General features: G+C 37.0%; 23 protein-coding genes. 13 read left to right on the plus strand and 10 right to left on the minus strand.

What is annotated here, in order from left to right:
• Positions 1–7: 7 nt before the first annotated feature.
• Positions 8–1,915, plus strand: a complete 1,908-nt coding sequence (locus LS68_RS09015; protein WP_138091446.1) for a dynamin family protein — start codon at positions 8–10, stop codon at positions 1,913–1,915.
• Here the strand turns inward: LS68_RS09015 and LS68_RS09020 are convergent.
• Both LS68_RS09020 and dnaA read right to left on the minus strand, forming a co-directional pair.
• Positions 1,866–3,101: an MFS transporter gene (locus tag LS68_RS09020; protein WP_081950977.1), complete on the minus strand. Its 1,236-nt coding sequence runs from the start codon at positions 3,099–3,101 to the stop codon at positions 1,866–1,868. The genes LS68_RS09015 and LS68_RS09020 overlap by 50 nt on opposite strands.
• 114 nt (positions 3,102–3,215) lie before the next feature.
• Positions 3,216–4,538: a chromosomal replication initiator protein DnaA gene (gene dnaA / locus LS68_RS09025; RefSeq protein WP_138091448.1), complete on the minus strand. Its 1,323-nt coding sequence runs from the start codon at positions 4,536–4,538 to the stop codon at positions 3,216–3,218.
• Between the two features lie 150 nt (positions 4,539–4,688).
• On the opposite strand from dnaA, the gene ruvC reads away from it, so the two are divergent.
• From ruvC to LS68_RS09060, 7 genes are read left to right on the plus strand one after another with little or no spacing between them, the layout of a single operon-like run.
• Complete coding sequence (gene ruvC, locus LS68_RS09030) at positions 4,689–5,180, plus strand: crossover junction endodeoxyribonuclease RuvC (protein WP_034373377.1); 492 nt, start codon at positions 4,689–4,691, stop codon at positions 5,178–5,180.
• A gap of 16 nt (positions 5,181–5,196) precedes the next feature.
• Entirely contained in the window at positions 5,197–6,495 is a 1,299-nt protein-coding gene (locus LS68_RS09035) for a hypothetical protein (protein ID WP_034373379.1), read from the plus strand.
• Positions 6,485–7,096, plus strand: coding sequence for a hypothetical protein (locus LS68_RS09040; protein ID WP_034373382.1), 612 nt, complete (start codon positions 6,485–6,487; stop codon positions 7,094–7,096). The genes LS68_RS09035 and LS68_RS09040 overlap by 11 nt, the downstream gene beginning before the upstream one ends.
• On the plus strand, positions 7,093–7,452 hold the full coding sequence (locus LS68_RS09045) for a hypothetical protein (RefSeq protein ID WP_034373385.1): 360 nt from the start codon (positions 7,093–7,095) through the stop codon (positions 7,450–7,452). Before LS68_RS09040 ends, LS68_RS09045 begins: the two co-directional genes overlap by 4 nt.
• On the plus strand, positions 7,449–9,089 hold the full coding sequence (gene mshL, locus LS68_RS09050) for a pilus (MSHA type) biogenesis protein MshL (RefSeq protein WP_138091450.1): 1,641 nt from the start codon (positions 7,449–7,451) through the stop codon (positions 9,087–9,089). The genes LS68_RS09045 and mshL overlap by 4 nt, the downstream gene beginning before the upstream one ends.
• Complete coding sequence (locus tag LS68_RS09055; protein ID WP_034373388.1) at positions 9,086–10,630, plus strand: GspE/PulE family protein; 1,545 nt, start codon at positions 9,086–9,088, stop codon at positions 10,628–10,630. The genes mshL and LS68_RS09055 overlap by 4 nt, the downstream gene beginning before the upstream one ends.
• Positions 10,627–11,865, plus strand: coding sequence for a type II secretion system F family protein (locus LS68_RS09060; protein ID WP_241993733.1), 1,239 nt, complete (start codon positions 10,627–10,629; stop codon positions 11,863–11,865). The genes LS68_RS09055 and LS68_RS09060 overlap by 4 nt, the downstream gene beginning before the upstream one ends.
• 7 nt (positions 11,866–11,872) lie before the next feature.
• On the opposite strand, the gene LS68_RS09065 is transcribed toward LS68_RS09060, so the two are convergent.
• Positions 11,873–12,964, minus strand: coding sequence for a DUF354 domain-containing protein (locus tag LS68_RS09065; protein ID WP_034373394.1), 1,092 nt, complete (start codon positions 12,962–12,964; stop codon positions 11,873–11,875).
• 92 nt (positions 12,965–13,056) lie between these two features.
• Here LS68_RS09065 and thyX point away from each other — a divergent pair, with 92 nt between their 5' ends.
• Positions 13,057–13,701 (plus strand): FAD-dependent thymidylate synthase, encoded by a 645-nt coding sequence (gene thyX / locus LS68_RS09070; protein ID WP_034373429.1) that lies wholly within the window; start codon positions 13,057–13,059, stop codon positions 13,699–13,701.
• Here the strand turns inward: thyX and LS68_RS09075 are convergent.
• Genes LS68_RS09075 through LS68_RS09090 form a run of 4 tightly spaced genes read right to left on the minus strand, consistent with a single transcriptional unit; the run spans position 13,690 to position 16,961 of the window.
• Positions 13,690–14,295 (minus strand): ABC-type transport auxiliary lipoprotein family protein, encoded by a 606-nt coding sequence (locus LS68_RS09075; RefSeq protein WP_034373397.1) that lies wholly within the window; start codon positions 14,293–14,295, stop codon positions 13,690–13,692. The two genes, thyX and LS68_RS09075, sit on opposite strands and share 12 nt — an antisense overlap.
• A gap of 21 nt (positions 14,296–14,316) precedes the next feature.
• On the minus strand, positions 14,317–15,069 hold the full coding sequence (locus LS68_RS09080; RefSeq protein ID WP_034373400.1) for an MlaD family protein: 753 nt from the start codon (positions 15,067–15,069) through the stop codon (positions 14,317–14,319).
• 9 nt (positions 15,070–15,078) lie between these two features.
• Entirely contained in the window at positions 15,079–15,855 is a 777-nt protein-coding gene (locus LS68_RS09085; protein WP_034373403.1) for an ATP-binding cassette domain-containing protein, read from the minus strand.
• Positions 15,852–16,961 carry an ABC transporter permease gene (locus LS68_RS09090; RefSeq protein ID WP_034373406.1) on the minus strand — a complete coding sequence of 370 codons (1,110 nt, stop codon included), beginning with the start codon at positions 16,959–16,961 and terminating at the stop codon, positions 15,852–15,854. The genes LS68_RS09085 and LS68_RS09090 overlap by 4 nt, the downstream gene beginning before the upstream one ends.
• Before the next feature lie 275 nt (positions 16,962–17,236).
• On the opposite strand from LS68_RS09090, the gene dnaN reads away from it, so the two are divergent.
• Together dnaN and gyrB are read left to right on the plus strand one after the other, a co-directional pair.
• Complete coding sequence (dnaN, locus tag LS68_RS09095) at positions 17,237–18,301, plus strand: DNA polymerase III subunit beta (protein WP_034373409.1); 1,065 nt, start codon at positions 17,237–17,239, stop codon at positions 18,299–18,301.
• Positions 18,302–18,323: 22 nt separating this feature from the next.
• Positions 18,324–20,642 carry a DNA topoisomerase (ATP-hydrolyzing) subunit B gene (gene gyrB / locus LS68_RS09100; protein ID WP_138091452.1) on the plus strand — a complete coding sequence of 773 codons (2,319 nt, stop codon included), beginning with the start codon at positions 18,324–18,326 and terminating at the stop codon, positions 20,640–20,642.
• 29 nt (positions 20,643–20,671) lie between these two features.
• On the opposite strand, the gene LS68_RS09105 is transcribed toward gyrB, so the two are convergent.
• Positions 20,672–20,881, minus strand: a complete 210-nt coding sequence (locus LS68_RS09105; protein ID WP_034373414.1) for a hypothetical protein — start codon at positions 20,879–20,881, stop codon at positions 20,672–20,674.
• 79 nt (positions 20,882–20,960) lie between these two features.
• On the opposite strand from LS68_RS09105, the gene LS68_RS09110 reads away from it, so the two are divergent.
• Positions 20,961–21,935, plus strand: a complete 975-nt coding sequence (locus tag LS68_RS09110; protein WP_034373417.1) for a transaldolase — start codon at positions 20,961–20,963, stop codon at positions 21,933–21,935.
• Between the two features lie 3 nt (positions 21,936–21,938).
• Here LS68_RS09110 and LS68_RS09115 read toward each other — a convergent pair whose 3' ends face one another.
• Positions 21,939–22,673: a protein disulfide-isomerase gene (locus LS68_RS09115; RefSeq protein WP_034373420.1), complete on the minus strand. Its 735-nt coding sequence runs from the start codon at positions 22,671–22,673 to the stop codon at positions 21,939–21,941.
• 122 nt (positions 22,674–22,795) lie between these two features.
• On the opposite strand from LS68_RS09115, the gene folK reads away from it, so the two are divergent.
• Positions 22,796–23,272 carry a 2-amino-4-hydroxy-6-hydroxymethyldihydropteridine diphosphokinase gene (gene folK / locus LS68_RS09120; protein ID WP_034373432.1) on the plus strand — a complete coding sequence of 159 codons (477 nt, stop codon included), beginning with the start codon at positions 22,796–22,798 and terminating at the stop codon, positions 23,270–23,272.
• On the opposite strand, the gene LS68_RS09125 is transcribed toward folK, so the two are convergent.
• Positions 23,256–25,116: TonB-dependent receptor (locus LS68_RS09125; protein ID WP_138091454.1), on the minus strand; the 1,861-nt coding region annotated here is incomplete at its 5' end. The genes folK and LS68_RS09125 overlap by 17 nt on opposite strands.

Genomic DNA, 25,116 nt, shown 5'->3' on the forward strand with positions numbered 1-25,116 from the left:
AAATATAATGTATCAAGATAATAATTTACTTGAATGCTTTATTCAAGAATGCCTCACTATTAAAGATCAAAAACTTTTCAGTGATAATCCTCTATACGCGCTGATTGCAAAGGCGCGTTACGCACTTGCACAAAGTTTAGGCGAGGAAAATGACACTCTTGAGAAACTTTCTCAAAGCATCAACGAACCGATGAAAATTGCTATTATCGGACAATTTAGTAGCGGGAAAAGCACCTTTTTAAACGCGCTTTTGGGTGAGGAAATCTTGCCTAGCGGTATTACACCCGTTACGGCAAAAGTATGCCAAATCAGCTATGGTGAGGAAAAAGCTCTTGAGATTCACTACAAAAATGGGCGAAGTATTTTTAAGCACATTAGCTTTCTCAATGAAGTGAGCGATCTTGAAAATGCCAAAATCTCACACTATCAGCTCTTTCTCCCACTTGAATTGCTTAAAACGATTAGTTTTTTAGACACGCCCGGATTCAATTCTCAAAATCAAAGCGACACCGATACCACAAATGCTGTGCTTGAAGAAGTCGATGGGATAATATGGCTGACACTGATTGACAATGTCGGCAAAAACAGCGAAAAAATGATTTTGCAAGAGCATATCAAACGTTACGCGAGCAAAAGCCTGTGCGTGCTTAACCAAAAAGACCGCCTCAAACACCAAAGTGAAATTGACACGAGTTTGGATTATGCTAAAAAAGCATTTGCGGGACTTTTTGAAGATGTGATTGCTATTTCTGCCAAAAACGCACTCAAGGCAAAACAAGCAGAATCTCCGCTTTCTCAAACTCTCCAAGAAGATTCTAATATCCAAGCAGTGATAGATTTTCTCCATACGCATATTTATCCCTTAGCACAAGAAGCGAAAACTTACAGAATCTGCACACAACTAAGATTTTTGCTCCTTTCACACGCTCGCAAGATTCAACGCTCTTATTTTTCGTTGAAAAATCTTTGTGCGATTTTGCGTGCGCATAATGATGAGATTTACCATTTAGGGGAACAAAGTGTGTTTTTTCAACACTTCCCCACGCTCTTTACGACTTTAGAATCTCATCTTGATTCACTGACCCAGCATATCTATAATGCGCTTGAGAGACGCGAAGAAACTTTTGAACGAGAAGATAAAAAATTTGGAATCAAAAGCAAAAATACTTACACCAAAGCTGTTACTTTCCTCCCTAAGGACCGCGTGATTAGTGAGCTTAACAATACAGATTCACCTTTATACAAGGAATTTATCAAGCTAGGCTTTGAAATCACGCAAACGGGTGAGGAATTTGAAGACTTTATACATTCACAAACTTCTCAACTACAAAATAAACTCACACTTTGGCTACAAGACTATCATCGTATTGATACACCTAATGCACCGCTTCTCCAAAGCTTGATTCAAGATGATTTGAATCCTGCGCGTCTTGTCCAAATGGGCTTTTTATCGCAGATTCTTAATGATTATGAAGCACTCAATGCGCGTCATTGTGCAAAACTTGATGCTCAACTTGCACTTTTGCGCAACCTCATCACGCTTCAATACACGAATGCAACGACCATTTGCGCCCTTCAGATTCACACTGATATTCAAGAAGCTTTAAACAAACACCGCAAAAGCCCTGACACGCTCCCTCTCTTTAACCCGACACTTGAAAATATTCGCGATGGATTGAATCTAGGCTTTCATTTTTCTTTCTTGCAAGAGAGACTATCTTTGACTTCGCCCCTACACAAGAAATCATTATGGGAATTTTCGCAAGAAATGAAAACACTATGTGAAGAAAAATGCCAAATGATTAATCAATGGAGAGATTCCAAAAGACACAAATGCCGCATTCTCAATGATTGTGCAAAAGAAATTAAGATGTTTTGGAAGGATTCTTCAAAAACAAAAAAATCAGCGCACTGACAAAGACAATCACGGCATTCACACCAAACATCATTTCCATTCCTCCAAATCTCACAAGCGGTTGTGTGAGCAATGGAGAGCAAAACTGCCCCATAAAAAGACTTGCCGATAAGAATCCTAACGCTCTCGCTCGTTCGTATTCCTTAGCAACACTCAAAAGCCATGAGGTATTATTCACCATAATGATGCCATTTCCTAGCCCCACTAAAGCCAACGAAAAAAGCACAACCTCATAAGTATGAAACACGCTAATAAGCATAAACCCTGTGCCGATAAGCATCAATGACATAAAATATAATTTAAAAACGCTAAATCGCTGACGCAAACGCGGATAAAATAAAGAAATGATTGCTGTGCAAATCGAATTCACTGCCAAACTCACGCCGACAAGATCGCCGCTTTTGCCAAGATACTGCGTGATAAAATGAGGAATCTGGGTAGGAGTAACATAAAACATACTCATTGCGTAAAAACAAAAAGCATAAATAGGCACAAAAGACCAAAAATGAAATTTTTGCTCTGTGGCATTTGTCGCAGAATGCTCGGATTGAGATTCAGTATGAATTTGTGTATTATCCCTTGGCGGCTCAAAAAGCATCAAATACGCAATAAGCAAAATAGGTAATCCTGACAAATATACTAAAAAGGGGTATCGCCAATCAATATCACTCAAGAATCCGCCCAACATTAAAAAGATTGACCCGCCTCCTGCCATAAAAAAGCCCTGCAAACCTAATGCCTTTTCGCGTTTCGCACCTTGATAATAATCCCCTATCAACGCGCTAATCCCTGTCATCACAAAAGCCGTAGCGATACCAAAAATCGCACGCGAGATAAGAATCCAATAAATATTCCCTTCCAATAAGAATCCACTCGCACCGGCGATACTCCACAACAAAATAGCAGGATAAATGAACTTCAAACGCCCGTATCGCTCCAATAAGAATCCACTGATAGGAGCAAAAAAGCATACAAATAAAGCTGGGAGCGTAAGCACAAATTTTGAAAGCATATCAATATGAGGCACAGCATCAAAATGTTTCTCAAGAAGCGGAAGAGAAGCAGCGATAATTGTGCCGCCAAGCACCGTCATTGAGGCAGCTGAAAAAAGTGCAAACTGCACCCATTTAGAATCGGCGAGATTCTGACGCTGCTGGGGAGTCATTGCGGAAATATTTCTAGGCATTACAACCTCCAAAATTTATAAAACTTACAATATGAATAGGCTTTGAGAATCGTTAAGTTGGTTAAAGATTGTAATACTTTTTTTTAAACATAAAAAAGCATCTTGGGGGGAAATTTAACTTGATTGTTCGATTTTGCTTTTAATATTCTCTACGATAGATTTTGTCGTGAGATTCTCATTCATCTCTGTTTCAATTGCTTTCATCGCCTTGCTGATTGCGCTGTGATCTTTCATACCGAGATTCTTAGCAAGTATGGGTGTTGAATTAAGCGTCAAAGAACGCGCGAGATAAATCACAATGCGTCTAGCAAACACGATATTCCTACTGCGCTCTTTGGAAACAATCTCACTAGGTTTGATATTGAGCTCTTTGCTCACCGTTTTGATGATATTCTCTAAAGTAATCCCTTCAAGATTTTCAGTCTGATAATTCCGCAATACATTTTTAGCGATTTTAATCAAACTGCCCTCTGGAGAAAGGCTTGATTGGACATTAATTGTAGCGAGAATCCCCTCAAGCTGACGGACATTGTTATGAATATTTGAGGCAATATAGCTGATTGTCTCGGCATCAAGACTGATATGATTGATTGCGCATTTGGATTTGATGATAGAAATCTTTGTCTCAAGCTCTGGACTCGTGATTTCTGCCATATTACCCCACTCAAAACGCGAACGCAAACGATCTTCTAACCCTTTAATCTCTTTAGGCGGCTTATCACTAGTAATCACAATTTGCTTTTTGCAATTGTATAATTCATTAAAAGTATGGAGCATTTCCTCCTGCACACCCTCTTTACCACCAAAAAATTGCACATCATCAATCAAGAGATAATCACACTTGCGGTATTTATCTCGAAAACTATCCATTGTGCCGCGTTTAAGCTTCGTCAAAAAATCATTCAAAAAATTTTCAGAAGTCGTATAAAGGACATTTTTATTACAATCTTTTGCATAATTTCCTATCGCATTGATAAGATGCGTTTTGCCCACGCCTGATTGCCCATAAAAAAGCACCGGATTATAGGCAGTCGCTTGTTCTTTTACAATCATTTTTGCAACGGTATAGGCATGCTCATTACTCTTACCCACAATAAAATTTTCAAATGTATAAAAGGGATTAAGCGAAAAAGAATTACTTGAAGCGATGAGTATATTTTTATTGTTTTTTAAACTTTTCACATTTTCTTTTTTTTCTTTCACTTTGATGTGAATAATTGGCTTTACTCCATTAGGATTTGCCTCTTTAAACAAATCCGCAATTATTTCTAAATAGTTACTTTTTATCCAATCTGCCACAAAAATATTTGGCACATAAAATACCTCTATATCTGATCTAGAGGCATCTTCATCATATTCCATTAATGAAATATAAGAATCATACTCGGATTGATTAAGCTTAGTTTTAAGTTTATTTAATATATCATCTATCAGCAATTTTGTTCCTCATTTTATGGGATAGAATCTACAATTCACAATGTGAAAAAAATGTGAAAACATAAATATTTTTTTAACTCATTGATTTATGGACACGGAATAATGCAAAAGCAAAATCATAATACAAAAATATTTAATTTGGATTAAATTTTGAACATTTTAGGCATTGACCCCGGAAGTAGAAATTGTGGCTATGCAGTATTGCATTGTGGATCAAATGGGCTTAATCTGCTTGAAGCAGGGATTATTAAAATCAAAGAGCGTATTTTGCAAGATCAGATTCTTGAATTTGTGGAGGGTATTGATTTGGTGCTAAAAAGTTTTACCATTGATGAGGTGGCGATTGAGGATATATTTTTTGCCTACAATCCCAAAACCGTTATCAAACTTGCCCAATTTCGTGGGGCATTAAGCCTCAAGATTCTTCAAGAATTAGGAAACTTCAGCGAATACACACCTTTACAAGTCAAAAAAGCCCTCACCGGCAATGGAAAAGCAGACAAACAGCAAGTCGCTTTTATGGTCAAGCGGATTCTAGGTATCAAAGGCGACATCAAGCCTCTTGACATCACGGACGCCATTGCGATTGCTATCACCCATTCCCAACGCATTGGGCTTAAATCCCCAAAAAACCCTCTCTAAGCAAAAGCAGATTCTGATGAGTAAAGACATTTCTTACTTTGACACCTCATCGCAAAAACTATGGAAAAGCGATTTATCTTGTATCACGCTTCATCAAACACCCAAAAAAGCTGACATCACCACACTAGAGGCAAAAAACTTCATATACGATCAATACGAAATCGACAAAAATGACATTGACAACGCAGACGCTGCCGCCACATCATTAATCTTTGCCAAAGCACACCAAAAAGGTCTATTTACCTCCGAAAAACTCTCTTCTTACAAAAACTATACTTTGCATTTCACACCTAAAGAACATCTCTACGATGATTCGCAATATATGTGTGAGGTCTTGTTTTTTGACACATCATTATGCAAAACATCTTCTCATATTATCACTTGTGATCTTTTTTTGCCTCTTGCGTGTTTTTGGACTAATCCATCACTTCAAGCAATGCTTGTATGGATAGAGGGATTTTTATGCTATTTCCAATCCCAGCAGCTTTTAGAAGTTTTTCCTTTGACTTCCTATGAAGAGTGTATGGCAAAATGTGCCTATATCCAAGATGCCTACCAACAAAACACGCAATCAATGTGTATTTATTACTTGCAATATCCCTCATTTTTATCAGAATCTCACACTCAATCTGACAAAGATGATTATCTCCAATGGGTGTATTTAGGGGAATTTTGCAGACAAACGCATTTAGATTCTGCGCAGCTTAAGGCTTATCTTGCATTTCACTATTACCACATTTATACGCAAGGGCATCATTTGCCTAATTTTGCCCCAAACAAAAACAGATTCAAAAAACCTCTTGCAATCGCAAGCATTTGCGCAGGGATTCTTATCATATTTTTATTGCCATTATTTTTGACGATTCAGTGTCATATTTTAGAATCCCGCATCGCGCATCTCAATGCCCAAAGTCAAGAGTTGTTTCAAACTGATGAGAATCTCTCTTCTTATGCACAAAGCGCGCAAGAGTTGGCTTATTATCAACAACAAAATGCCTCCCTTATCTCACAAATCAAGAATCTGCACCATTGGCAACAAACCTATCACCAACGCCTTTTATTATTTCAAGAGGTCTTAAAAGATATTGACAATACACATCTTACTTTGCAAAAAGTTGCCCTTTTTGGCACACCCGAAACAATACTCATTGCCCTTGATGTAAGCTCTACTTCCCAGATTCACATCTCTCATCTCCTTGCACATCTCAATACACCCACCCAAAGTGCTTTGATGTATCCTCCAAAAGACTTGCAAGATTCGGAGCAAGATAATCTTGTCCATTCACAAATTTTGGTGATTCATAATGTCATTTAAATCAATCTTTCTTCCACCTTTACATACTATTCAGATATTTTTAAACAATAAAACTCCTCGAGAAAAAATACTTCTTGCTACTGCGAGTGCATTGTGCATACTTTTTGTTATGATTGATTTTGTGTATCTGCCACTTGTAGAAAAATACACTGCACTTTCATCGCTTTATCAACATACTTTTGTAGAATTTACACAATCCCAAGATTCTATCAATCACAGCAAACAACGCTCCAAAGACAAAATCATCAAACTTGAAACAAATCTTGAGAAAGAGCGACATCTCTACACGCAACTTCTCAATGAGATTCACACTTTACAAGGTGAATCTCAAGATAATTACGCATTAATGAAAAATATTATCAAGTTTGTTGAAACACAGCCACTCACGCTTTCTTCAATCAAACCTCATCACGCCACTCAATCATTACAAATCAAAGGCGCAGGAGGATTTTCAGATATTATTTCCTTGCTTACATTTATAGAATCTGATCCTTATTTGAGCATTGATTACTTAGCATTCGCACACACACCTAATCAGATTGATTTTGAACTTTTGCTTCTGAATGAACACCTTGAGCTGCCCCAAAAGTATAAACAATGAAATACATTTGTATCTTTATACGATTAATTATACTTGCTTCACTGCCCTTATGGGTTTTAGCTCAAGAGTCAAATACCTTAGAGCTTTTTCAAGCACTCCAATCCTTTTCTAAAGAATCTAGCCTGCTTATTTTAAATGAGCTTGAAAATCCCTTTGCCCCTATTGCTTCCACGCAAGAATCTGAACCTTTACGCTTGTATGCCATCATCAATAAAAAAGCCCTTATCAACGACCAATGGTATATGCTTAATGACACGATAAGAGGCTATAAAATCACCGCGATTTATCCTCAATTTATCCAACTTCAAAAAGCCCAAAACACGCTGGATCTTTTTATCAATGAGAAACTCCCATGAGAAAAATATTCTTTTTTATGGGTATATTAGCACTATACGCTTACGCACAAAATATTCAGATTCACTCTAATAATGCCACACCTTTAAGCAAAATCATTGAAGAAATCGCCTCACAATCCAATGTAAGCGTATTTTATTTGCAAGAAAATGTCAAAGAAATGCTTGATTCGAAAAAAACCTCGATTCACATTACAGACAAGTCTCTCCAAAGCACATTAAAGAATCTCTTGACAGATAATGACTTTTATTACACATTACACAAAGACACGCTTAAAATCGGATTCTTATTGACTAAAACTTTTGAGATTCACTACATTGCCACCACACGCGTAGGATCAAGCAACACAGATATTGTTTTTTCACAAGACAATCAAGTCCAATCTTTATATAATAACGGGCAATTTAACGCCATTTCGGATTTTGAAATCCCCTCCCAAACGCATAAAATGGCGATGAACAAGGCGACTTCTAATAACCCTAGCATCGGTAAAAGTGGGACAAAAATTTATTCGATTGATGAAATTGATTTTTGGGGAGATTTGCAAAATGAAATTGCAAATATCGCCTATCGACCGGGTGATTTGTATCAGCCTGATTTTACTTCTGAATTTAAAAATGACAATAAAAAAGACCGCCATATCGTGATTAACAAAGCGGCGGGATTGCTCACTATCACCGGCACACGCACACAAATCGATAGGGTGCAAAAATACATTCACAACCTTAACGAAAGGATTCAAAAACAAGTATTAATTGATGTGCATATCTTCAATGTGCAACACACAGATAATCAAACCTATGGCGTGGATTGGAATGAGTTTTTCAAACTCGGCAATCTCTCAATCCTCTCGCCCAACAATAATATCGGTCAAGGTGCAAGTTATGCAAGTATGGGGACAAACGGCACAAATTATGAAATCAATATTTTTTCTCAAGGTGCAAGCATTAATCGAATCGTAGAATTTTTGCAAACTTATGGAAAAGTGCAATCCATTTCTAATCCTAAAGTCCTTACGCTCAACAATCAGCCCGCCATTATCAGCGTGGGCAGTGTGCTGCGTTATGCGCAAAATACGACTTATCAAACAACCACTCAAGGCACTTCTGTGCAAAATAATTCTCAAGCTTTCCCTTCAGTATTTGCGGGAATCTTGCTCGATGTTACACCAAGCATCAAAGGTGATAAAATCATTCTCAAAATCAACCCTTCTATCACAAAAGCAAAAGATATTTCCGTAGAGAATCAAAGCACTGCCCTTAATGCACCGCCTAATCTCTCCACAAAACAACTTTCTTCACTCGTCCAAGTCCAAGACGGACAAAAAATCATTTTGGGAGGGTTGATTGATAAAACGCAAGGGCAAACTATACGCAAAATCCCATTGCTTGGTGATATTCCTTTGATTAAATATCTTTTCCGCTATAAAAAAGACATTAAAGAAACGCAAGAAATGATTATCGTGATTTCTCCTCATATTATTCATCTTGACGCAAAGCAAGATTCTAAAGACTTGCAACGCATTCAAGAGATAGAAGACTTTAGCCAATCACATCAAACCACCCCGACATCTAAAACAGAATCCACACTATCAAATCCACCTCCCACAGAGCAACCAAAAGGCAAGGAAAAGCAATGACAGAGATGCCCTTTGTGAATCTTAGCGAGCAGATTCTTAGTCTTGAATGCAAAAACGCACTTGCGTATAAATTTATCCATAAAATGGGTTGCTTAATTTTTGCAATCCACCCTCAAGAACAAAAACTTCATATTGCACTCATTGATGAATCATGCGCTTTGGGGATTATCAAATCACATATTCGATCGCTTTTCCCTGATTTTCATATGTGCTTTTTCCTCGCTAAAGAAGAAGATTTTAGACTTTTGAGTGAGCAGATTCACACGCACGAGAGATTTTGTTCGCTTGTTGATGCTCTCAAAGCTGAACATCGCCGCCCAAATGCTTTAAAAAATGATGACAAAAACGATATGAGTGTGGCAAAACTTTTGGATTTTATTTTAGAAATATGTATCCAAGAAAGGGCGAGCGATATTCACTTTGAAAGCTCCGCTGATGGAGCAAAAGTGCGTATTCGTGTCGATGGGCTAATGAAAGAGCGTTTTTGTCTTGAAAATGATATTTTTAAAAGTCTAAGCTCACGATTAAAGCTTGAATGCGCTTTGGATATTAATCAAAATCGTAAAAGTCAAGACGGACGCTTCACGCGCGTATTGATACAAAAAGAATTTGATTTTCGTCTCTCAAGTATGCCCGCTTTTGGTGGCGAATCACTCGTTATCAGAATCCTCGACAAAAATGCACAACGATTAGAATTAGATTCTCTAGGTTTTGATACCATTAGCCTCAAACGCATTAAAGAATCTATTGCGCTTCCTTATGGCATTATCTTTTTGACAGGTCCCACAGGTAGCGGGAAAAGCACCACTCTTTATGCGATGCTAGAATCTATTAAATCACCGAGCAAAAAAATCATCACACTTGAAGATCCTATTGAATATCAAATAGATCTTGTTACACAAGTGCTTGTCAATGAAAAATACGATTTTGGATTCAATCAAGCTTTACGCGCTTTGCTTCGGCAAGATCCCGATGTGATTATGATCGGTGAAATACGCGATGAAGACACTCTGCAAACAGCGATAAAAGCTTCGCTCACCGGGCATTTGGTGCTTGCTACTTTGCATGCTAATGATTCTCTAGGTGCGATTGATCGTTTGCTTGAAATGGGCGCACAAGATTATCTTCTTGCTTCTACACTCAATGCTATCATTTCTCAACGACTTGCGCGTGCGTTATGTCCGCATTGTAAGATGCCCATTTCGCCTCAAGAAGTTTTTGAGAATCTTTACCAATCTGGTAAAAAAGACGAACTTAAAGCATTAGAAAGATTCAAAAATGGGATATTTTTTGCGCCTAAAGGTTGCGTGCATTGTGATATGCAAGGTTATAACGGACGATTATTGATCGCTGAATGCTTGAGTAATTCTCCTGATCTTAAAACTTATATCAAAGATGTCTCTCAACGCGAATCTTTGCAGCATTTGTTGCTCAATCCCACACAAGAAGGAGGCTTTATCAGTATGTTTCAAAACGCTTTTCAACATCTTGCCCAAGGCGAAACGAGTCTTGAAGAAATCTATCGGGTGTGCAAAGTATGAACAAATTACCGCGTAAATATTTGATTAAAGGCATTAAAGACAATCAAAATGTGCAGATTACACTTATAGCGACTTCCACAGAAAATGCTAAAGACCAAAGTTTGCAAAAATATGATATTTATCCTTTAGAAATCAAGCCTCTCACAGGGTTTGAATTCTTACATTTGCAATTTCTCAAGCTTGACCAAAAGATCACCAAACAAGATCTTAGCACTTTATTTTTGCAAATATCCATTATGCTTTCGGCATCTTTGCCTATTTTAGAAGTCATTGAGGTGTGCGCAAAAAATACCAAAAAAGCCTCTCTCAAACGCATTCTGCTTGAAATAGCCTATCGTCTGAATCTCGGACAAAAGCTTTCTTTAGCATTTAAAGAACATCGTGATGTTTTTGGCGATATGGCATGGAGTATGATTGCATTAGGAGAAAAAAGCGGAGAGTTGAGCGAGATTTTTAATATGCTTAGCACACATCTTGCACGAGAACACAAAAACAAAAGTCGCGTTAAAAGGGCTTTATTTTATCCTTTTCTTGTGCTAATAAGTGTCATTGCTGCATTTTTGGGGATTATTATGTTTGTGTTGCCTGAATTTTTGATTATGTTTGAAGAGTTTAGTGCAAGTTTGCCTATATATACGAAGATTCTCATTAATACAGAATCTTTCTTCCGACATTTTGGTTTGGTGTTTGTAGGATTGCTTATTTTAGTGGGATTCTTACTTTATCGGTATTATCAATCCTCACTCTCTTTCAAAACAAAACTGCATCGCCTCTCCCTATCTTTGCCTATTGTCGGAGAAATGATTAAGCTGCATTATTTCTATCAATACACTTTTACGCTTTCTTTGCAACTCAAATCCTCAACGCCGCTTGACTATGCCTTAAGCCTTACAAATGAGTGTATTCACAATCTCTATCTGAAAAATTCATTCAAGCAAGTTTTAGAATCTATCAAAAATGGTAAAAGCTTTTCGCTTGCGATTACAGAAAAAGATTTGCTTGATGAGATTTCACTCGCGCTTATCGCTACGGGTGAGCGAAGTGGCAAACTATCAGAAATGTTAGAAGTATGTGCGCAAAGATTCCAAGAAAATGCTCAAGAGAAAACAGATTTTCTTATCTCTCTTATCGAGCCTATTTTAAGCCTTGTTATGGGAATCTTGTTGTTATTTTTGGCATTAGGCGTATTCGTGCCAATGTGGGACATTAGCTCACACGCCATAGGAGGAATGTAGCAAAATCCTAGCTCATAAGAGGCATAATGTCTTGGATAATTGCTTCAAACCCGGCAGTTTTAGGCTCAAAGAGTCTCTTTTGTAGAATCTTTGGCGCATTTTGTCGCAGAATCTCCCGTGCAGATTCTAAAACCTCCTTAGCATTTTTGCAATGTTTCATTAAGCCATTATCAAGCAAATACCGATCGTGAAAAAGAAAAAGCGAACGCGTAGAAATTACAGGGATTCCTAAATAACACGCTTCAAGATTCATTGTCCCACCGCCGCCGATAAGTAAATCAATATGAGGATAAAAAACTTTAGGCTCTAGCTTTTCTTCCCAAATCACGACATTTTGTAATGATGAAAATGACTTTATCAGATAATCGCTCTCATAACGAGGCATAATTATAATATTTGCATTCAGATTCTGTGCAAGTAGAATAATACTTTGTTCGATAATCGGTAATTTTTCCTTGACATAATGTGCTTTGTATTCTTCCTCACGCACTAAAATTATAGGCAATCTCTCATCAAGCCCGAGCTTAGCGCAAAATGCCTTTTTTGAATCGGGCGTAGATTCTGGTATATCCTTGAGCCAAAGTGCCACATCAATGAAATCATAAGCTTTGACATTACAAGAATCTAATCCTAAACTTGTATAACAAATCTCCGGCACGACAAAAGGACGAAAAACAAGTGTAGAGAGAGGCAAAGTCAATCGTGAAAGAATAGTAATAGAATCTAATGAAAAATGATCATTTGCCACCGGTGTGTCTGCAAAATTCACCACAGGGATTCCTAGTCCAAATGCGGTTTGCACACCCTCAACGCTTGCACCTGTGATAAACAAACGCGGCATTTGCTTAAGATCATTAAAAAGCTCCAAAAATGCCCTTTGTCGATCTAATCTTGCTTGAAATTTACCCTCTTTACTCGCTCCACCATAGCCACCCACACAATGTGATTGTATGCCAAAAAGCTCTAAAAGTCTCGCACATTCATCATAACCTTGACTTTTACGAGTAGTAACAAGAATCTCATCAACCGTCTTTAATAAAGGCAACATCTGCCGAAAAAATAAAACATATTTAGGATCAATAATATCAAGCCAAATCATCACTAATCTCTCTTAAATTTAAAGTAAAATAAGCTAATATTCCGACATTTTACCGCATATTTTTATTTTATTAAAGGATCAATGTGAAACAGATTCAAATCACACTTTTACATTTTACACCTATTCATATTTGTAGTAACGCTATCCGCACTTGTTGGCAAAGCTTTGCAAAAGGCGATAATGGAGGAGAAAAAGATAAAGAACTTATTGATCGTGTGGGCAATAAATACAAACACGCAAGCACTTTAGAACATTTATATTATAATTTTTATATCAAAGGCATTTCAAGGGCATGTCTTCAAGAGCTTGCGCGTCATCGTCTTACAAGTTTGAGTGTCAAATCCTCGCGTTATACACTCAAAGAGCTTAGAAATGTGCCAAGCTTTTTGCCTGTCAATGAAGAGAATCTCGCTCGTGCAGAGGCATTTGTCGTTTTCACAAATAATGAAAAAGTCAATATCGCCTCACTGAAAGCCTTAGAAAATTTGCGTGAAATACTGCATGAAGGTATCAGCAACGATTTAGCTAAATTCGCCATGCCTGAATCCTATCGCACCGAACTTAGTTGGAGTATCAACGCACGCAGTTTGCAAAACTTCCTTTCTTTGCGCACATCAAAAAGCGCACTATGGGAAATACAAGATTTAGCAAAGGCTATTTTTGAGGCATTGCCTGATGATCATCGCTTTATTTTTGAAGACTGCATACAAAATCATTCGCATAATTTAGCGGATTGATTTGATCATCAGATTCACAGCTTCATCACTTAAATCTCGAAAATCTAAAGCAAAAAAATCGCCGTCAAATTGAATAGGCTTTTGCACGATAATCGTATCATTTTTAGACAGAGAATAATTATAGGCATTTTGGATTTCATAAAATAAGCCCACTTGCGCAAAATAACCTTCTGTTTTTTTGATAATTGCAAAAGAAGTCAATGTGATTTTAAGAATCTTATCGAGTTTTTGCGTGCCAAAAGGTTGTAATGATGCCTCATAGCATTGATTTTTTAAAGCATAGAGAATCTTTGTTTTAAACATCTCTTTAGGTGTGCTTACCCATTTTTTATTTTCTAAAGATTCTATCTTTAAGGTTTCATTATTAATCACAATCACATCTGTGCTATTAAATACAGAAGCAACATTGACATCAAGCACTCCTATTTTTTTTGATGTTTTTTGGTTTTGACATTTTTTAGTATTTTTTGATGTTTCATAATCTTGTATATCAAAATAGCTGATTGAGGGAATCTCACTAGCAATCTTGACATTCACACACCCTGTCCAGCTTATACCCGCGATAATCATAACCGCAAAAAAGATTTTTTTCATTCTTGTTATCCTTAAGTTTTGCTATTTTTTCGGAGCTTTTCCAAAAATACTATCGTAGGGATTCTTATCAACCTTTTCAATCAACGCTGAAGCTTGGGTGAAAAATTGACTCATATCTTGCAAACTCCCTTGAAATTGCAAAAGTGTAGGTGTGAGAATCTCACGCATATTGTATTCACCTCTTTGCATATTTTTATCCATTTGCAAGGTGATAGATTGGAGATTCTGCACACTTTCCCGTAAATCTTTGACAATCAAAGAAATCTCATAGAGATTCTGCTCGTTTAAAATGGCATTAGCATTTTTAAGAAGCGATGCCGCATCATCACTTAATTCTGTAGCTTTACTCATAATTTTCTCTATACTGCCTTTATCAAGCTCCAAAATCTTCTTTCCGTCAATTTCTTCTAAAGGCTCACCATCACCCTGAATCAATGCAAGGTAATTCGCTCCTGCAAGACCTTGTGAGCTTATAATGACTTTAGCATTTTTTCTGATTTCAAGTTGAGAATCAATGAGCATTTGGATTTGAATCGTGCCTTCTTTGAGACTTGCAAAATCAACTGAAATCACGCGTCCTACACTGATACCTTTGTATTTTATAGGTGTATTTGTCCCTATACCTCCCACCTCATCTTGGCTATAAGTATAATAATGCTGAAAACGATGAGAATCAAGCTCAAAACGATTAAGCCACATAATAAAGGCTATCATTAATATAAGTATAATAAAAAAAATTGCGCCAATCCAAACATATCGGACATTACGTTCCATAGAATCTCCTTAATTTTTATGATTGAAATCTTGCCAAAATCTTTCTCCACGCTTACCTGAAAAGATCGTAGCCTCATTAACACCTTCTTGTTTTTGATGATAAAGCTCTGCTAAGGTCCCCTCAAAAAGAATATGTTGATCCTGAAGTAAAATAAAACGATCGACAATGTCTTTAATAGAATCCAAATCATGCGTTACCATAATAATCGTGATTTCTAAAACTTCTTTCAGCTTTTTAATCAATGTATCAAATCGCTCCGCACTTTGTAAATCAAGCCCGCTTGTGGGTTCATCTAAAAACAAAATATCCGGGCTTAATGCTAAAGCTCGCGCTAATGAAACGCGTTTTTTCATTCCACCAGAAAGCTCATAAGGGTATTTATAAGCAACTTCTGAAGATAATCCTACTAAATCCAACCACATTCGCGAGATTCTATCAATCGTATTTTGGTCATAATCACTTTTTTGTGTGAGCAAAAATCCTACATTGTCTAATACATTCATCGAAGAAAATAACGCTCCAAATTGAAAACACACGCCACAACGATCAAGAATCTTATCCCGCTTATGCTCGCCTAATGCCCAAATATCTTGTCCGAAAAAATTAATCACACCTGATTTTGGTTTTTGTAAAAAAAGCATATTCTTAAGCAATGTGCTTTTACCGCTTCCACTTCCACCGAGAATCCCAAATATTTCACCTTTTTTCACATCAAAGCTAATACCCTTGTGAATAATCACATCACCATAAGCCGTGAAAAGGTCGCGCACTTGGACAATACTCATACATCAAGCCTTGTAGTAATAATTGAAAAAATCGCATTAATCAAAATCACCCAAAAAATCGCATTAACGACACTCATAGTCGTAGCAATCCCTACAGATTCTGTATCACCTTTGACATAAAGCCCTCGAAAGCAACCCACCAAAGCAATCGCTGCCCCGAAAAAAGGAGCTTTTACTACACCTACCCAAAAATTATTAATACCTACATATTCATAAAATCGCTCTAAATATTGCACGAAGTTAATACCTGTCTGCATTTTCACAGCCAACATTGCAGCAAACAAACTCACCGCATCAGCTAAAAAAACTAAAAGTGGCATAGCAATCACCAAAGCCAACACACGCGGTAAAACCAAATAATCAAAAACACTAAGATTCATTGTTTTGAGCGCATCAGTTTCTTCAGTAAGATTCATCACACCAAGTTGAGCTGAAAAAGCTGAAGAGCTGCGCCCTGCAATCACAATCGCAAGGATAAAAGGTCCCATTTCTCGCAACGAAAGCTTTGCGACAATCTCCACACTCATAATCGGCACACCCATTCTCTCAAGCTGTAAAACACCTTGTAAAGCAATAGCATAACTCACAATAAAAGCTGTCAATAATGCCACGGGCAAAGCCTTAAAACCTGCTTGATTCATATGATAGAGAATCGAGCTTACTTTAATATATTTAGGGTGCAAAAGAGAACGAAAAAAATACGATAAACACATACCACAAAAATAAAGAAAATTCAAAAAACTTTGAAAAAAATCACTCAAATAACGCCCGAAAAGTAAAAAAACTGAAGATAAAGAAAAAAGAGAAAAACGCGAAGGTAAAACAGGAGTTTCTAAAGATAAAGACATCTCAAGTGTCGCAAAAATCTCATCTATTTCAGTATTTGTATGAATAAGCTCATACTGCTTACCTTGTAGCAATTCTTTCAAAAACGCACAAAAAACAAAATCAACCTTACGAATTTCAGCAAAATCAACACGAACACGAGAAGCCGATAATATAGCATTTTGAAGAGATAAACGCTCATTTTTAGGCAAAGAAAAATCACATTGTTTCAGAAGCTTTACTTCTAAAATATCATCAGAAAATCTTGTCTCAAAACACATCATAAATCCTGCATCTATCCTTCAATTAAATTTAAATCATTATATTAACACATTCAAACACTTCCAAACAAAACATTCTACCCTAATACATTCAATAGAATAATTACCAAAATATAAGGAAACTTAGATATAATGACAGGGAAAAAGTGTGAAAAACGCCTCAAACTTATTCACACATTATAACAAAGCCCTGAGTAGATATAGTAGCAGTTTTCACATTTTCACAATGCCTACTATATTTTACTAAAATAATAATATTAACTAAAGGACTTCCAATGAAAATTTCACTCCCTAAAAGCTCATTTGAAACAATTCTCAATGATTGCCAAAATTTCCTTGAAAAACGAGACCGATCACAAATCACTGCACATATTTATTTCAAAACACAAGAAGATCAATTACAAATCAAAGCTACCGATTACGAAATATGGCTTGAATCTACGATTCCTGTTAAGTGTGAAACTCAAGGTAGTGGGACAGTCAATGGAAGACAAATTCTTGACATTATCAAAAGACTAAAAGATGCAGAAATAACTTTAGAAACTGACCAAGATACAATCCATATCCGACAAGGTAGAGCAAAATTTAAACTTCCTATGTTTAATGCTGACGAATTCCCTAAATTTCCAGAATACGATTCTCATGCTCAAATCAACATTCAATCTGATAAATTTCTTCACTCTATTCGTAAAATAAACCCAGCCGTAGATACTAATAACCCAAAATATGAGCTTAATGGTTCATTACTAGACATCAAAGAATATAGTTTTAATTTTGTCGCCACAGACACAAGAAGACTAGCTCTCATTGAATACAAAAGTCAATCAGTTGATACACTTTCTCTAATCATTCCTAAAAAAGCAATTAATGAGATTCAAAAACTCTTTATCGAAGAGCTCCAAATTTTCCACAATCAAACTCATCTGATTCTTAAAAACAATCGCTACACTTTTTATACTAAACTCATCAGTGGTAAATATCCTGATTATGAAAAAATCATTCCTAAAGAATTCAAACACAAAATCCAACTGCCCAAAGATCAATTTGTCGATGCCTTAAAACTTGTTAATTCACTAGCAAATAACATTAAAATTACTATTTCTTCTAATGAGATACTTTTTGAGACATTAAGCGAGGATAATGCTGAAGCTTCAACACAAATTGAGATTCAAACACCTATTACTGAATCTTTTGCCTTAGGACTCAATTCAAAATATATCCTTGATTTCCTCTCACAAATTGATTCAAGTGAATTCACACTTTGCATCAATGAATCAAATACACCTTTTGTCGTTAATAATGATAATTTTTCAACCGTTATTATGCCTGTGATTCTGTAATTCTAAAGTGAGCAATAAAATTATGGAAAAAAAAGAATATCAAGCAAGTAATATCAAAGTCTTAAAAGGTTTAGAAGCCGTCAGAAAGCGTCCCGGAATGTATATTGGTGATACCAATGTCGGGGGCTTACATCATATGATCTATGAAGTCGTAGATAATTCTATTGATGAAGCAATGGCAGGACATTGTGATTGTATTCGTGTTACACTCACAGAAGAAGGAAGCGCGATTATCGAGGACAACGGACGCGGAATCCCTGTAGATATTCACCCTACAGAGAATCTCCCTGCTGCTACACTTGTGCTTACGACACTTCACGCTGGGGGAAAATTCGACCAAGATACTTATAAAGTCTCTGGTGGTTTGCACGGAGTGGGTGTGAGCGTTGTCAATGCACTTTCAAAACGTCTGATTATGACAATCAAAAAAAATGGCAATATTTATCGTCAAGAATTTGCGCAAGGGATTCCTCAAAGTGATTTAGAGATTATCGGGAAAACGCAAGAAAATGGAACAACAATAGAATTTTTTCCCGATGGTGATGTTATGGAAGTCTTAGAATTTGATGCACAGATTCTCACAAGACGTTTTAAAGAAATGGCATATCTTAATCGCAATATCACTTTGCATTTCAAAGACGAACGCACACAATTAGAAGAGCATTATCATTTTGACGGCGGTTTAAATCAATTTGTCCAAGATATTAATCATAAAACTTTTATTTCATCAATTATCAGTTTTGATTCAAATGAACAAGAAAGCGAAATCGAGGTCGCTTTAGCTTATAATGAAAGCTATGATGAAAAAGTTTTGAGTTTTGTCAATAATATCCGCACGCCTGATGGTGGGACGCACGAGGCAGGATTTAGAGCAGGACTTAGTCGTGCGATTATGAATTATATTGAGGCAAATGCTTCAGCGCGTGAGAAAGATTCTAAAGTTACAGGTGATGATGTGCGTGAAGGACTGATTGCAATCATTTCTGTAAAAATTGTCGATCCTCAATTTGAGGGGCAGACTAAAGGTAAATTAGGAAGCTCTTTTGTTAAGCCAATCGTGCAAAAACTCACCTATGATAAACTTTGTAAATTTTTTGAAGAAAACCCTAATGAAGCTAAAGCTATTATGCAAAAAGCTATTATGGCAGCGCGTGGTAGAGAAGCAGCGAAAAAAGCACGTGATCTCACACGCAAAAAAGAAAATTTTTCTGTGGGGACATTACCGGGCAAACTCGCAGATTGTCAAAGTAAAGACCCAGAAAGATCCGAAATCTATCTCGTAGAGGGTGATAGTGCGGGAGGTAGTGCGAAACAAGGAAGAGATCGTGCTTTTCAAGCAATTTTACCTTTGCGTGGGAAGATTCTTAATGTTGAAAAATCGCGTCTTGATAAGATTCTCAAAAGTGATGAAATCAAAAATATGATCACAGCTTTTGGTTGTGGAATCGGCGATGAATTTAATATTGAAAAGCTTCGTTACCACAAAATCATCATTATGACTGATGCCGATGTTGATGGGAGTCATATTCAAACACTTCTTATGACATTTTTTTATCGCTACTTAAAGCCTCTTGTCGCAAATGGGCATATTTATATTGCGCAGCCTCCACTTTATCGTTATGAAAAAGGTAAAAAAGAGATTTATCTTAAGAATGAGCGAGCATTGAGCGAATTTTTGATTGAAAATGGCATTGAAAATTTCAGTTTTGAAGGCATTGGGAATCAAGAGCTTTTGGAGATTCTAAAATTTATCTCGCATTATCGTTCTATACTCAAAGAGCTTGAAAAACGTTATTCAATGATTGAAGTTGTGCGCTATTTAGTTGAAAATGAAGAACTTGATGCGTTGGATTTGGAGAATCTCTGTGTAAAAATAGAATCTTTTCTTTCCACACAAGAATGTAATATTTTGAATAAAAATATCACGCAGGAGCGTTTGACACTTTATATCCAAACCAAAATGGGCTTAGTTGAGCTAAATATTGATGATTCACTTTTTGTCGATAATTTCTTCCAAGAAGCGCGTTTTATCTATCAAAAGATTAAAGATCGTGAATTAAGCTTCCTCAATGATGAAGATATTTTTGTTTTCTTAGAAAAGATTGAGGAAAGTGCGAAAAAAGGTGCGAAGATTCAACGTTATAAAGGTCTGGGTGAAATGAATCCTGATCAATTATGGGAGACGACAATGACACCGGCAAATCGCACACTTTTGCGTGTGAGAATTGATGATGATGAAAACACTGATCAGATTTTCACACTTTTTATGGGTGATGAAGTCGAGCCGCGAAGACTTTATATTCAAGAACACGCTAAAGATGTCAAGCATCTTGATGTGTAAAAGTGATTTTTACACGAATTTTATAAATTTTAAGAATCTTGAGAATCTTTTTCTTCTATCGCCCAGCCTTTAGGGGTTGGAGAGATTTTATATTGTTCTCCTGAAACAAGATCAATCACATAGCAAGGTGAGCTTTCTAATTGCGCTCTCTCCACGGGAATCACTTTTAAGCGATCGCGCACTTCTTGCATATCTTCGCACATTGCGCTAAATCCGCACATCATTAATTTATACCGCATAAATCTCCTTTTCATAGATTCTATTTGTCTGCTATAATATGGCTTATTTACTATTTTTGAGCTTAAAAAAGGAGCAAGAATGTCTCAACAATCACATAATTTCAGCCTATGGTGTGATTTTATACAAAAAGAGTTTTTGGAAAATGAATTTAAATCTTTGCTAGATTCTCAAATCATTAAGGGAGCGACAAGTAATCCTAGCATTTTTGCTCAAGCACTCAAAACTCCCATTTATCAGCAGCAGATTCAATCTCTCAAAGGACAAAAAGCAAAAGAGATTTATGAGCATCTCGCACTTTGTGATATTAAACGCGCAGCAGAGATTCTTTTGCCTTTATGGGAAAGGAATCCCGATAATGGCTATATTAGCATTGAAATTGATCCTTTTTTATGTGATGATGCAGATAAAAGTATTGATGAGGGGATAAGACTTTATCAAAGTATTCAAAAGCCTAATGTGATGATAAAAGTCCCCGCGACAAAGGCAGGTTATGAGGTGATGAACGCACTTTATGCAAAAGGGATTAATGTCAATGCGACTTTGATTTTCACACTTGAACAAACGCAAAAATGTTTAGAAGCATTCCTTAGCGCATCAAAAAACCATTCACAGCCTCGCGCAGTCATCAGTGTATTTGTTTCGCGATTTGATCGTGCAGTAGATTCACTTTTATATGCAAAAGCTCCGCATCTAGGTAGCAAACTTGGTATTATCAATGCAATGGAATGCTATGATGCAATCGAGTATCAAGGAGATTTGACAATCCGCACACTTTTTGCTTCGACAGGGGTAAAAGGTGGTGATTTAAAGCCTAGTTATTATATTGATGCGCTTAAATTCCCTCATAGTGTCAATACCGCACCTCTTGATGCGATTGCTGCATATCAAAGTGAAGAAGCACTTAAAGCTCCTCTTGATAAAAAAGCGCAAGAGGATTTTTTCACCGAGATAGAATCTTTTGGGATTAATCGAGATTCTATCGCTTCTACACTTTTAGAAGAAGGATTGAGTGCGTTTAAGCAAAGCTTTGAAGAGCTTTTAAAGACTTTTTAAAAGCTATTTCGTGCTTTCATGGATAAAAGGCACACTTTGAATCCCCGCTTCTACAACCTTTTGATTGATATTCATAATCTCTTTGACATCAATGCCTAAATAACTGCTAGGGATTTTGTAAGAGGGATTATAGACTTCTTTGAGTAAAGCGATTTTCTCTTTATTATCTTTAGAATCAAGTAATCGATCTTTAATCATACTTGACTTCATCGGTGAATCTTTCCCCACAAAGCCTACAAGTAACATATACACATCAGAATCTTTTAGCCTCTCTTGAATATTTGCAAGTTCTTTTTGGCAGCTAGGGCAATTTGGGTCGGAAACAATATAAGTAATCTTTTTAGTATTTTTATTATTTGAAGTTAAAATAATATAATCATCTTTAGATAATTTTTTAAAGAATGTATCAAGTTTCGCACTATCTGGTTTTTGCGCACTTTGGGATTGTTTGATCGCATTAGCGATGATGCCTTTATCATTTTCATTATCGGAGAAGAAGACATTAGAAACACCCATGATCACTTTGCCGTCTTTACTTGCAAACAGCGGCACTTGCATTTCACCCGCTTGGATCATCACAAGTTTGACATCAGGCGTGCTTTGAAGATTCTGAATTTTGAGAATCTTCACATCTTGCTTGGTATTTTTCTTGATGATTTCTTGCAAAGTCTGTTCAAAACTCGCTGCAAAAGTCAATGAAGCAAGAGCGAAGAGAAGAAAAAAGCCACTTTTTTTCATTTTTGATCCTTTTAGTTTGATACTTATTGCGAGTAAGATTCTATAATGTTTTAGATAATCTAAAACCACACCCACGCAAAAAACGCAAAAGGTCATCAATGTCTGTTTCTTCTGATACCAATATGCCTAAGATTCTGTGCTCTTCACATTTTCCTTTTTCTGTGCGTGAAAGTGTGCGTTTTATTCATCGTATTACTTTGGGGCTTGGGTCAAATCAAGGGCAAAGTATGAAAATCTTAGAATCTGTCTTTAGGCATATTAGCAAACATTCACAGATGCAGATTCTCTGGAGTTCTCCAATATGGCGCAATCCCCCATTTGGCTACACACAACAAAATGATTTTTATAATGCCGTGCTTATCATTGCGACAAGTTTGAGTGTGCGTGAAGTGTATGCTCTTATCTTTTATATCGAGCGGCGATTTGGGCGCGGACGCAAGAGGGCTTTTAAAAATGCTCCGCGCACATTGGATATTGATCTGATTTTTTATGATGAGGTGCGCATCAATGGAGGGGATTTGATAATCCCTCATCGATGTTATGCGCAAAGGGCTTCGGTGATGCTACCTCTAAGCTTTTGTCCTAGAAATTTGCACTAAAGCTAATCCAATAGTTTCTGCTTGGTAAGATTCTTTGATAGCGGTTTTGTGCGGAATTTCCACTAATGGCATAATCCATAAAATACACATCAAAGAGATTATTCACCGCAAAGGTGAGCATATAAGTTTTGTTAAACTTATAAGTTGCGGCAATATCTACTAATTGATAGTCTTTGTAGTATGGTCCTACAGCTTCACGCACATTGGTTCTTGCATTTCCTGCGATTGTTGGTGTTTTAAATTTCCCACTCCAGCGGATATAAGCATTGAAGTTTTTATAAGTATAGCTTGGCTTAAGAGTAAAAATATGCTTAGGGATAGAGTTGATAGGCTCACCTTTTGAAGAACCACTGCTAAGATTCTTTGTATAGGTGAATCCATAGCTTGCATCAAGCGCAAATCCATAGAAGGGCTTGACTTTTAGGCTTGCCTCTGCACCGGTTACAAGGCTTTTATCGATATTACGATAGGTGGCACACTTCCCTTGACACTCCCCATACCAAGGTATTGACATTCCACTCTCACTACTTAGAGTCTCGATTTGGTTATTAAAATCGGTGTAATAGCCTGTCAAGATAAACATCGCAGGTTCTGTATCTACGATCGCAGACAGTTCATAATTCCAGCTTTGCTCGGGTTTAAGGTCTGGATTCCCAATGGTAGTTGTTGCATTACCATTTTTATCTTTTGATTCCCAAGTTTCTTCAGATGATTGTAAAAGTGTGGGGATTAGCATACCACTAGCCACCCCTGCCTTGAAAGTCAGCCAATCGGTAGGATTATAATTCACATAGAATCGCGGATTAGGAACGGTTACAAAGCGATCACTATAAGTGTAACGCAAACCTAGTGTCGCACTCACATAGCGATTGATAAGGTATTCCCCCTCGGCAAAGATAGCAGCTTGATTTTGATTTAAAACTCTGTGTTTATTAGAAAAAGTCCCTGCTAATTGTTCATAGAGATAATACAACCCGCCATTAAAGATAAGGCTTCCCGCTCCGCCAAAGTCAAAGTCGTTATTATAGACGGATTGTAGTGCGGCAATTTGATTCGTCCTTTTGCTACTCCAGTCGATATAATCTCCCTTTGTTCCACCAGTATGGATACCACTACTCACTCCATAGTCTCTGTGTGGAGCAATGATATTATAGGTGTATTGTGCGTAAGAAGAGAGTTTCCCCCAGCTGTAATTCCCATCGTGATTTAAGACATTATTGACTTTATACATTTCTTGCACACTTGTGATTGCACTTTGTGAGGTGCTCAAAGAGCCAAATGTCCCGTTATACACTTCAGAATCTAAATAAATATAATCACTCTTCGTGGGTGTGTAGTTGAGCCGAAATCCTGCATTCCAATTTTGCGAACCAGTGCTAGAGTGCGCGGCATAGGGATTGCCATTACTTGGACCAGTAGGATTTAAAAACGCGTTGGGTTCGTTATAGCGGTAAGAACCGCGGAGATTAAGTGAAAGCTTGTCTTTGATAAGTGGTGTATTCACATACGCGTTTGCGCCGTAGTTATTGCCCCATTCATTGTGTGGCTCAAAAAGTTGCGTATTGAGCTGCACACCCGCGCTTACTTTGCTAAAGTGTTTTTTCGTGATAATATTAATCACCCCTCCCATCGCATCAGAGCCATAAATGATAGAGGCAGGACCACGAATGACTTCGATGCGTTCAATCATTTCAGGTGGTGGCATAAAGGAAGTGGCATTCCCCAAACCATTTTGTATGAATCCTCCCGAGCTATTTTGTCTTTTACCATCAATAAGGATTAGCGTATAAGATGAGCCAAGCCCACGCATCGAAATGGTGTTTTGTCCGGTTTTGTCTTGCTCG

This window comes from Helicobacter sp. MIT 05-5293 (genome assembly GCF_000765665.2).
Taxonomy (GTDB): Bacteria; Campylobacterota; Campylobacteria; order Campylobacterales; family Helicobacteraceae; genus Helicobacter_C.

What these genes read in the sequence shown, in the direction of transcription:
- LS68_RS09015 (WP_138091446.1), top strand. Translation starts at nt 8, where the DNA reads ATGTATCAAGATAATAATTTACTTGAATGCTTTATTCAAGAATGCCTC.
- LS68_RS09020 (WP_081950977.1), bottom strand. Translation starts at nt 3,101, where the DNA reads ATGCCTAGAAATATTTCCGCAATGACTCCCCAGCAGCGTCAGAATCTC.
- LS68_RS09035 (WP_034373379.1), top strand. Translation starts at nt 5,197, where the DNA reads ATGAGTAAAGACATTTCTTACTTTGACACCTCATCGCAAAAACTATGG.
- LS68_RS09040 (WP_034373382.1), top strand. Translation starts at nt 6,485, where the DNA reads ATGTCATTTAAATCAATCTTTCTTCCACCTTTACATACTATTCAGATA.
- LS68_RS09045 (WP_034373385.1), top strand. Translation starts at nt 7,093, where the DNA reads ATGAAATACATTTGTATCTTTATACGATTAATTATACTTGCTTCACTG.
- mshL (WP_138091450.1), top strand. Translation starts at nt 7,449, where the DNA reads ATGAGAAAAATATTCTTTTTTATGGGTATATTAGCACTATACGCTTAC.
- LS68_RS09055 (WP_034373388.1), top strand. Translation starts at nt 9,086, where the DNA reads ATGACAGAGATGCCCTTTGTGAATCTTAGCGAGCAGATTCTTAGTCTT.
- LS68_RS09060 (WP_241993733.1), top strand. Translation starts at nt 10,627, where the DNA reads ATGAACAAATTACCGCGTAAATATTTGATTAAAGGCATTAAAGACAAT.
- LS68_RS09065 (WP_034373394.1), bottom strand. Translation starts at nt 12,964, where the DNA reads ATGATTTGGCTTGATATTATTGATCCTAAATATGTTTTATTTTTTCGG.
- LS68_RS09075 (WP_034373397.1), bottom strand. Translation starts at nt 14,295, where the DNA reads ATGAAAAAAATCTTTTTTGCGGTTATGATTATCGCGGGTATAAGCTGG.
- LS68_RS09080 (WP_034373400.1), bottom strand. Translation starts at nt 15,069, where the DNA reads ATGGAACGTAATGTCCGATATGTTTGGATTGGCGCAATTTTTTTTATT.
- LS68_RS09085 (WP_034373403.1), bottom strand. Translation starts at nt 15,855, where the DNA reads ATGAGTATTGTCCAAGTGCGCGACCTTTTCACGGCTTATGGTGATGTG.
- LS68_RS09090 (WP_034373406.1), bottom strand. Translation starts at nt 16,961, where the DNA reads ATGTGTTTTGAGACAAGATTTTCTGATGATATTTTAGAAGTAAAGCTT.
- dnaN (WP_034373409.1), top strand. Translation starts at nt 17,237, where the DNA reads ATGAAAATTTCACTCCCTAAAAGCTCATTTGAAACAATTCTCAATGAT.
- gyrB (WP_138091452.1), top strand. Translation starts at nt 18,324, where the DNA reads ATGGAAAAAAAAGAATATCAAGCAAGTAATATCAAAGTCTTAAAAGGT.
- LS68_RS09105 (WP_034373414.1), bottom strand. Translation starts at nt 20,881, where the DNA reads ATGCGGTATAAATTAATGATGTGCGGATTTAGCGCAATGTGCGAAGAT.
- LS68_RS09110 (WP_034373417.1), top strand. Translation starts at nt 20,961, where the DNA reads ATGTCTCAACAATCACATAATTTCAGCCTATGGTGTGATTTTATACAA.
- LS68_RS09115 (WP_034373420.1), bottom strand. Translation starts at nt 22,673, where the DNA reads ATGAAAAAAAGTGGCTTTTTTCTTCTCTTCGCTCTTGCTTCATTGACT.
- folK (WP_034373432.1), top strand. Translation starts at nt 22,796, where the DNA reads ATGCCTAAGATTCTGTGCTCTTCACATTTTCCTTTTTCTGTGCGTGAA.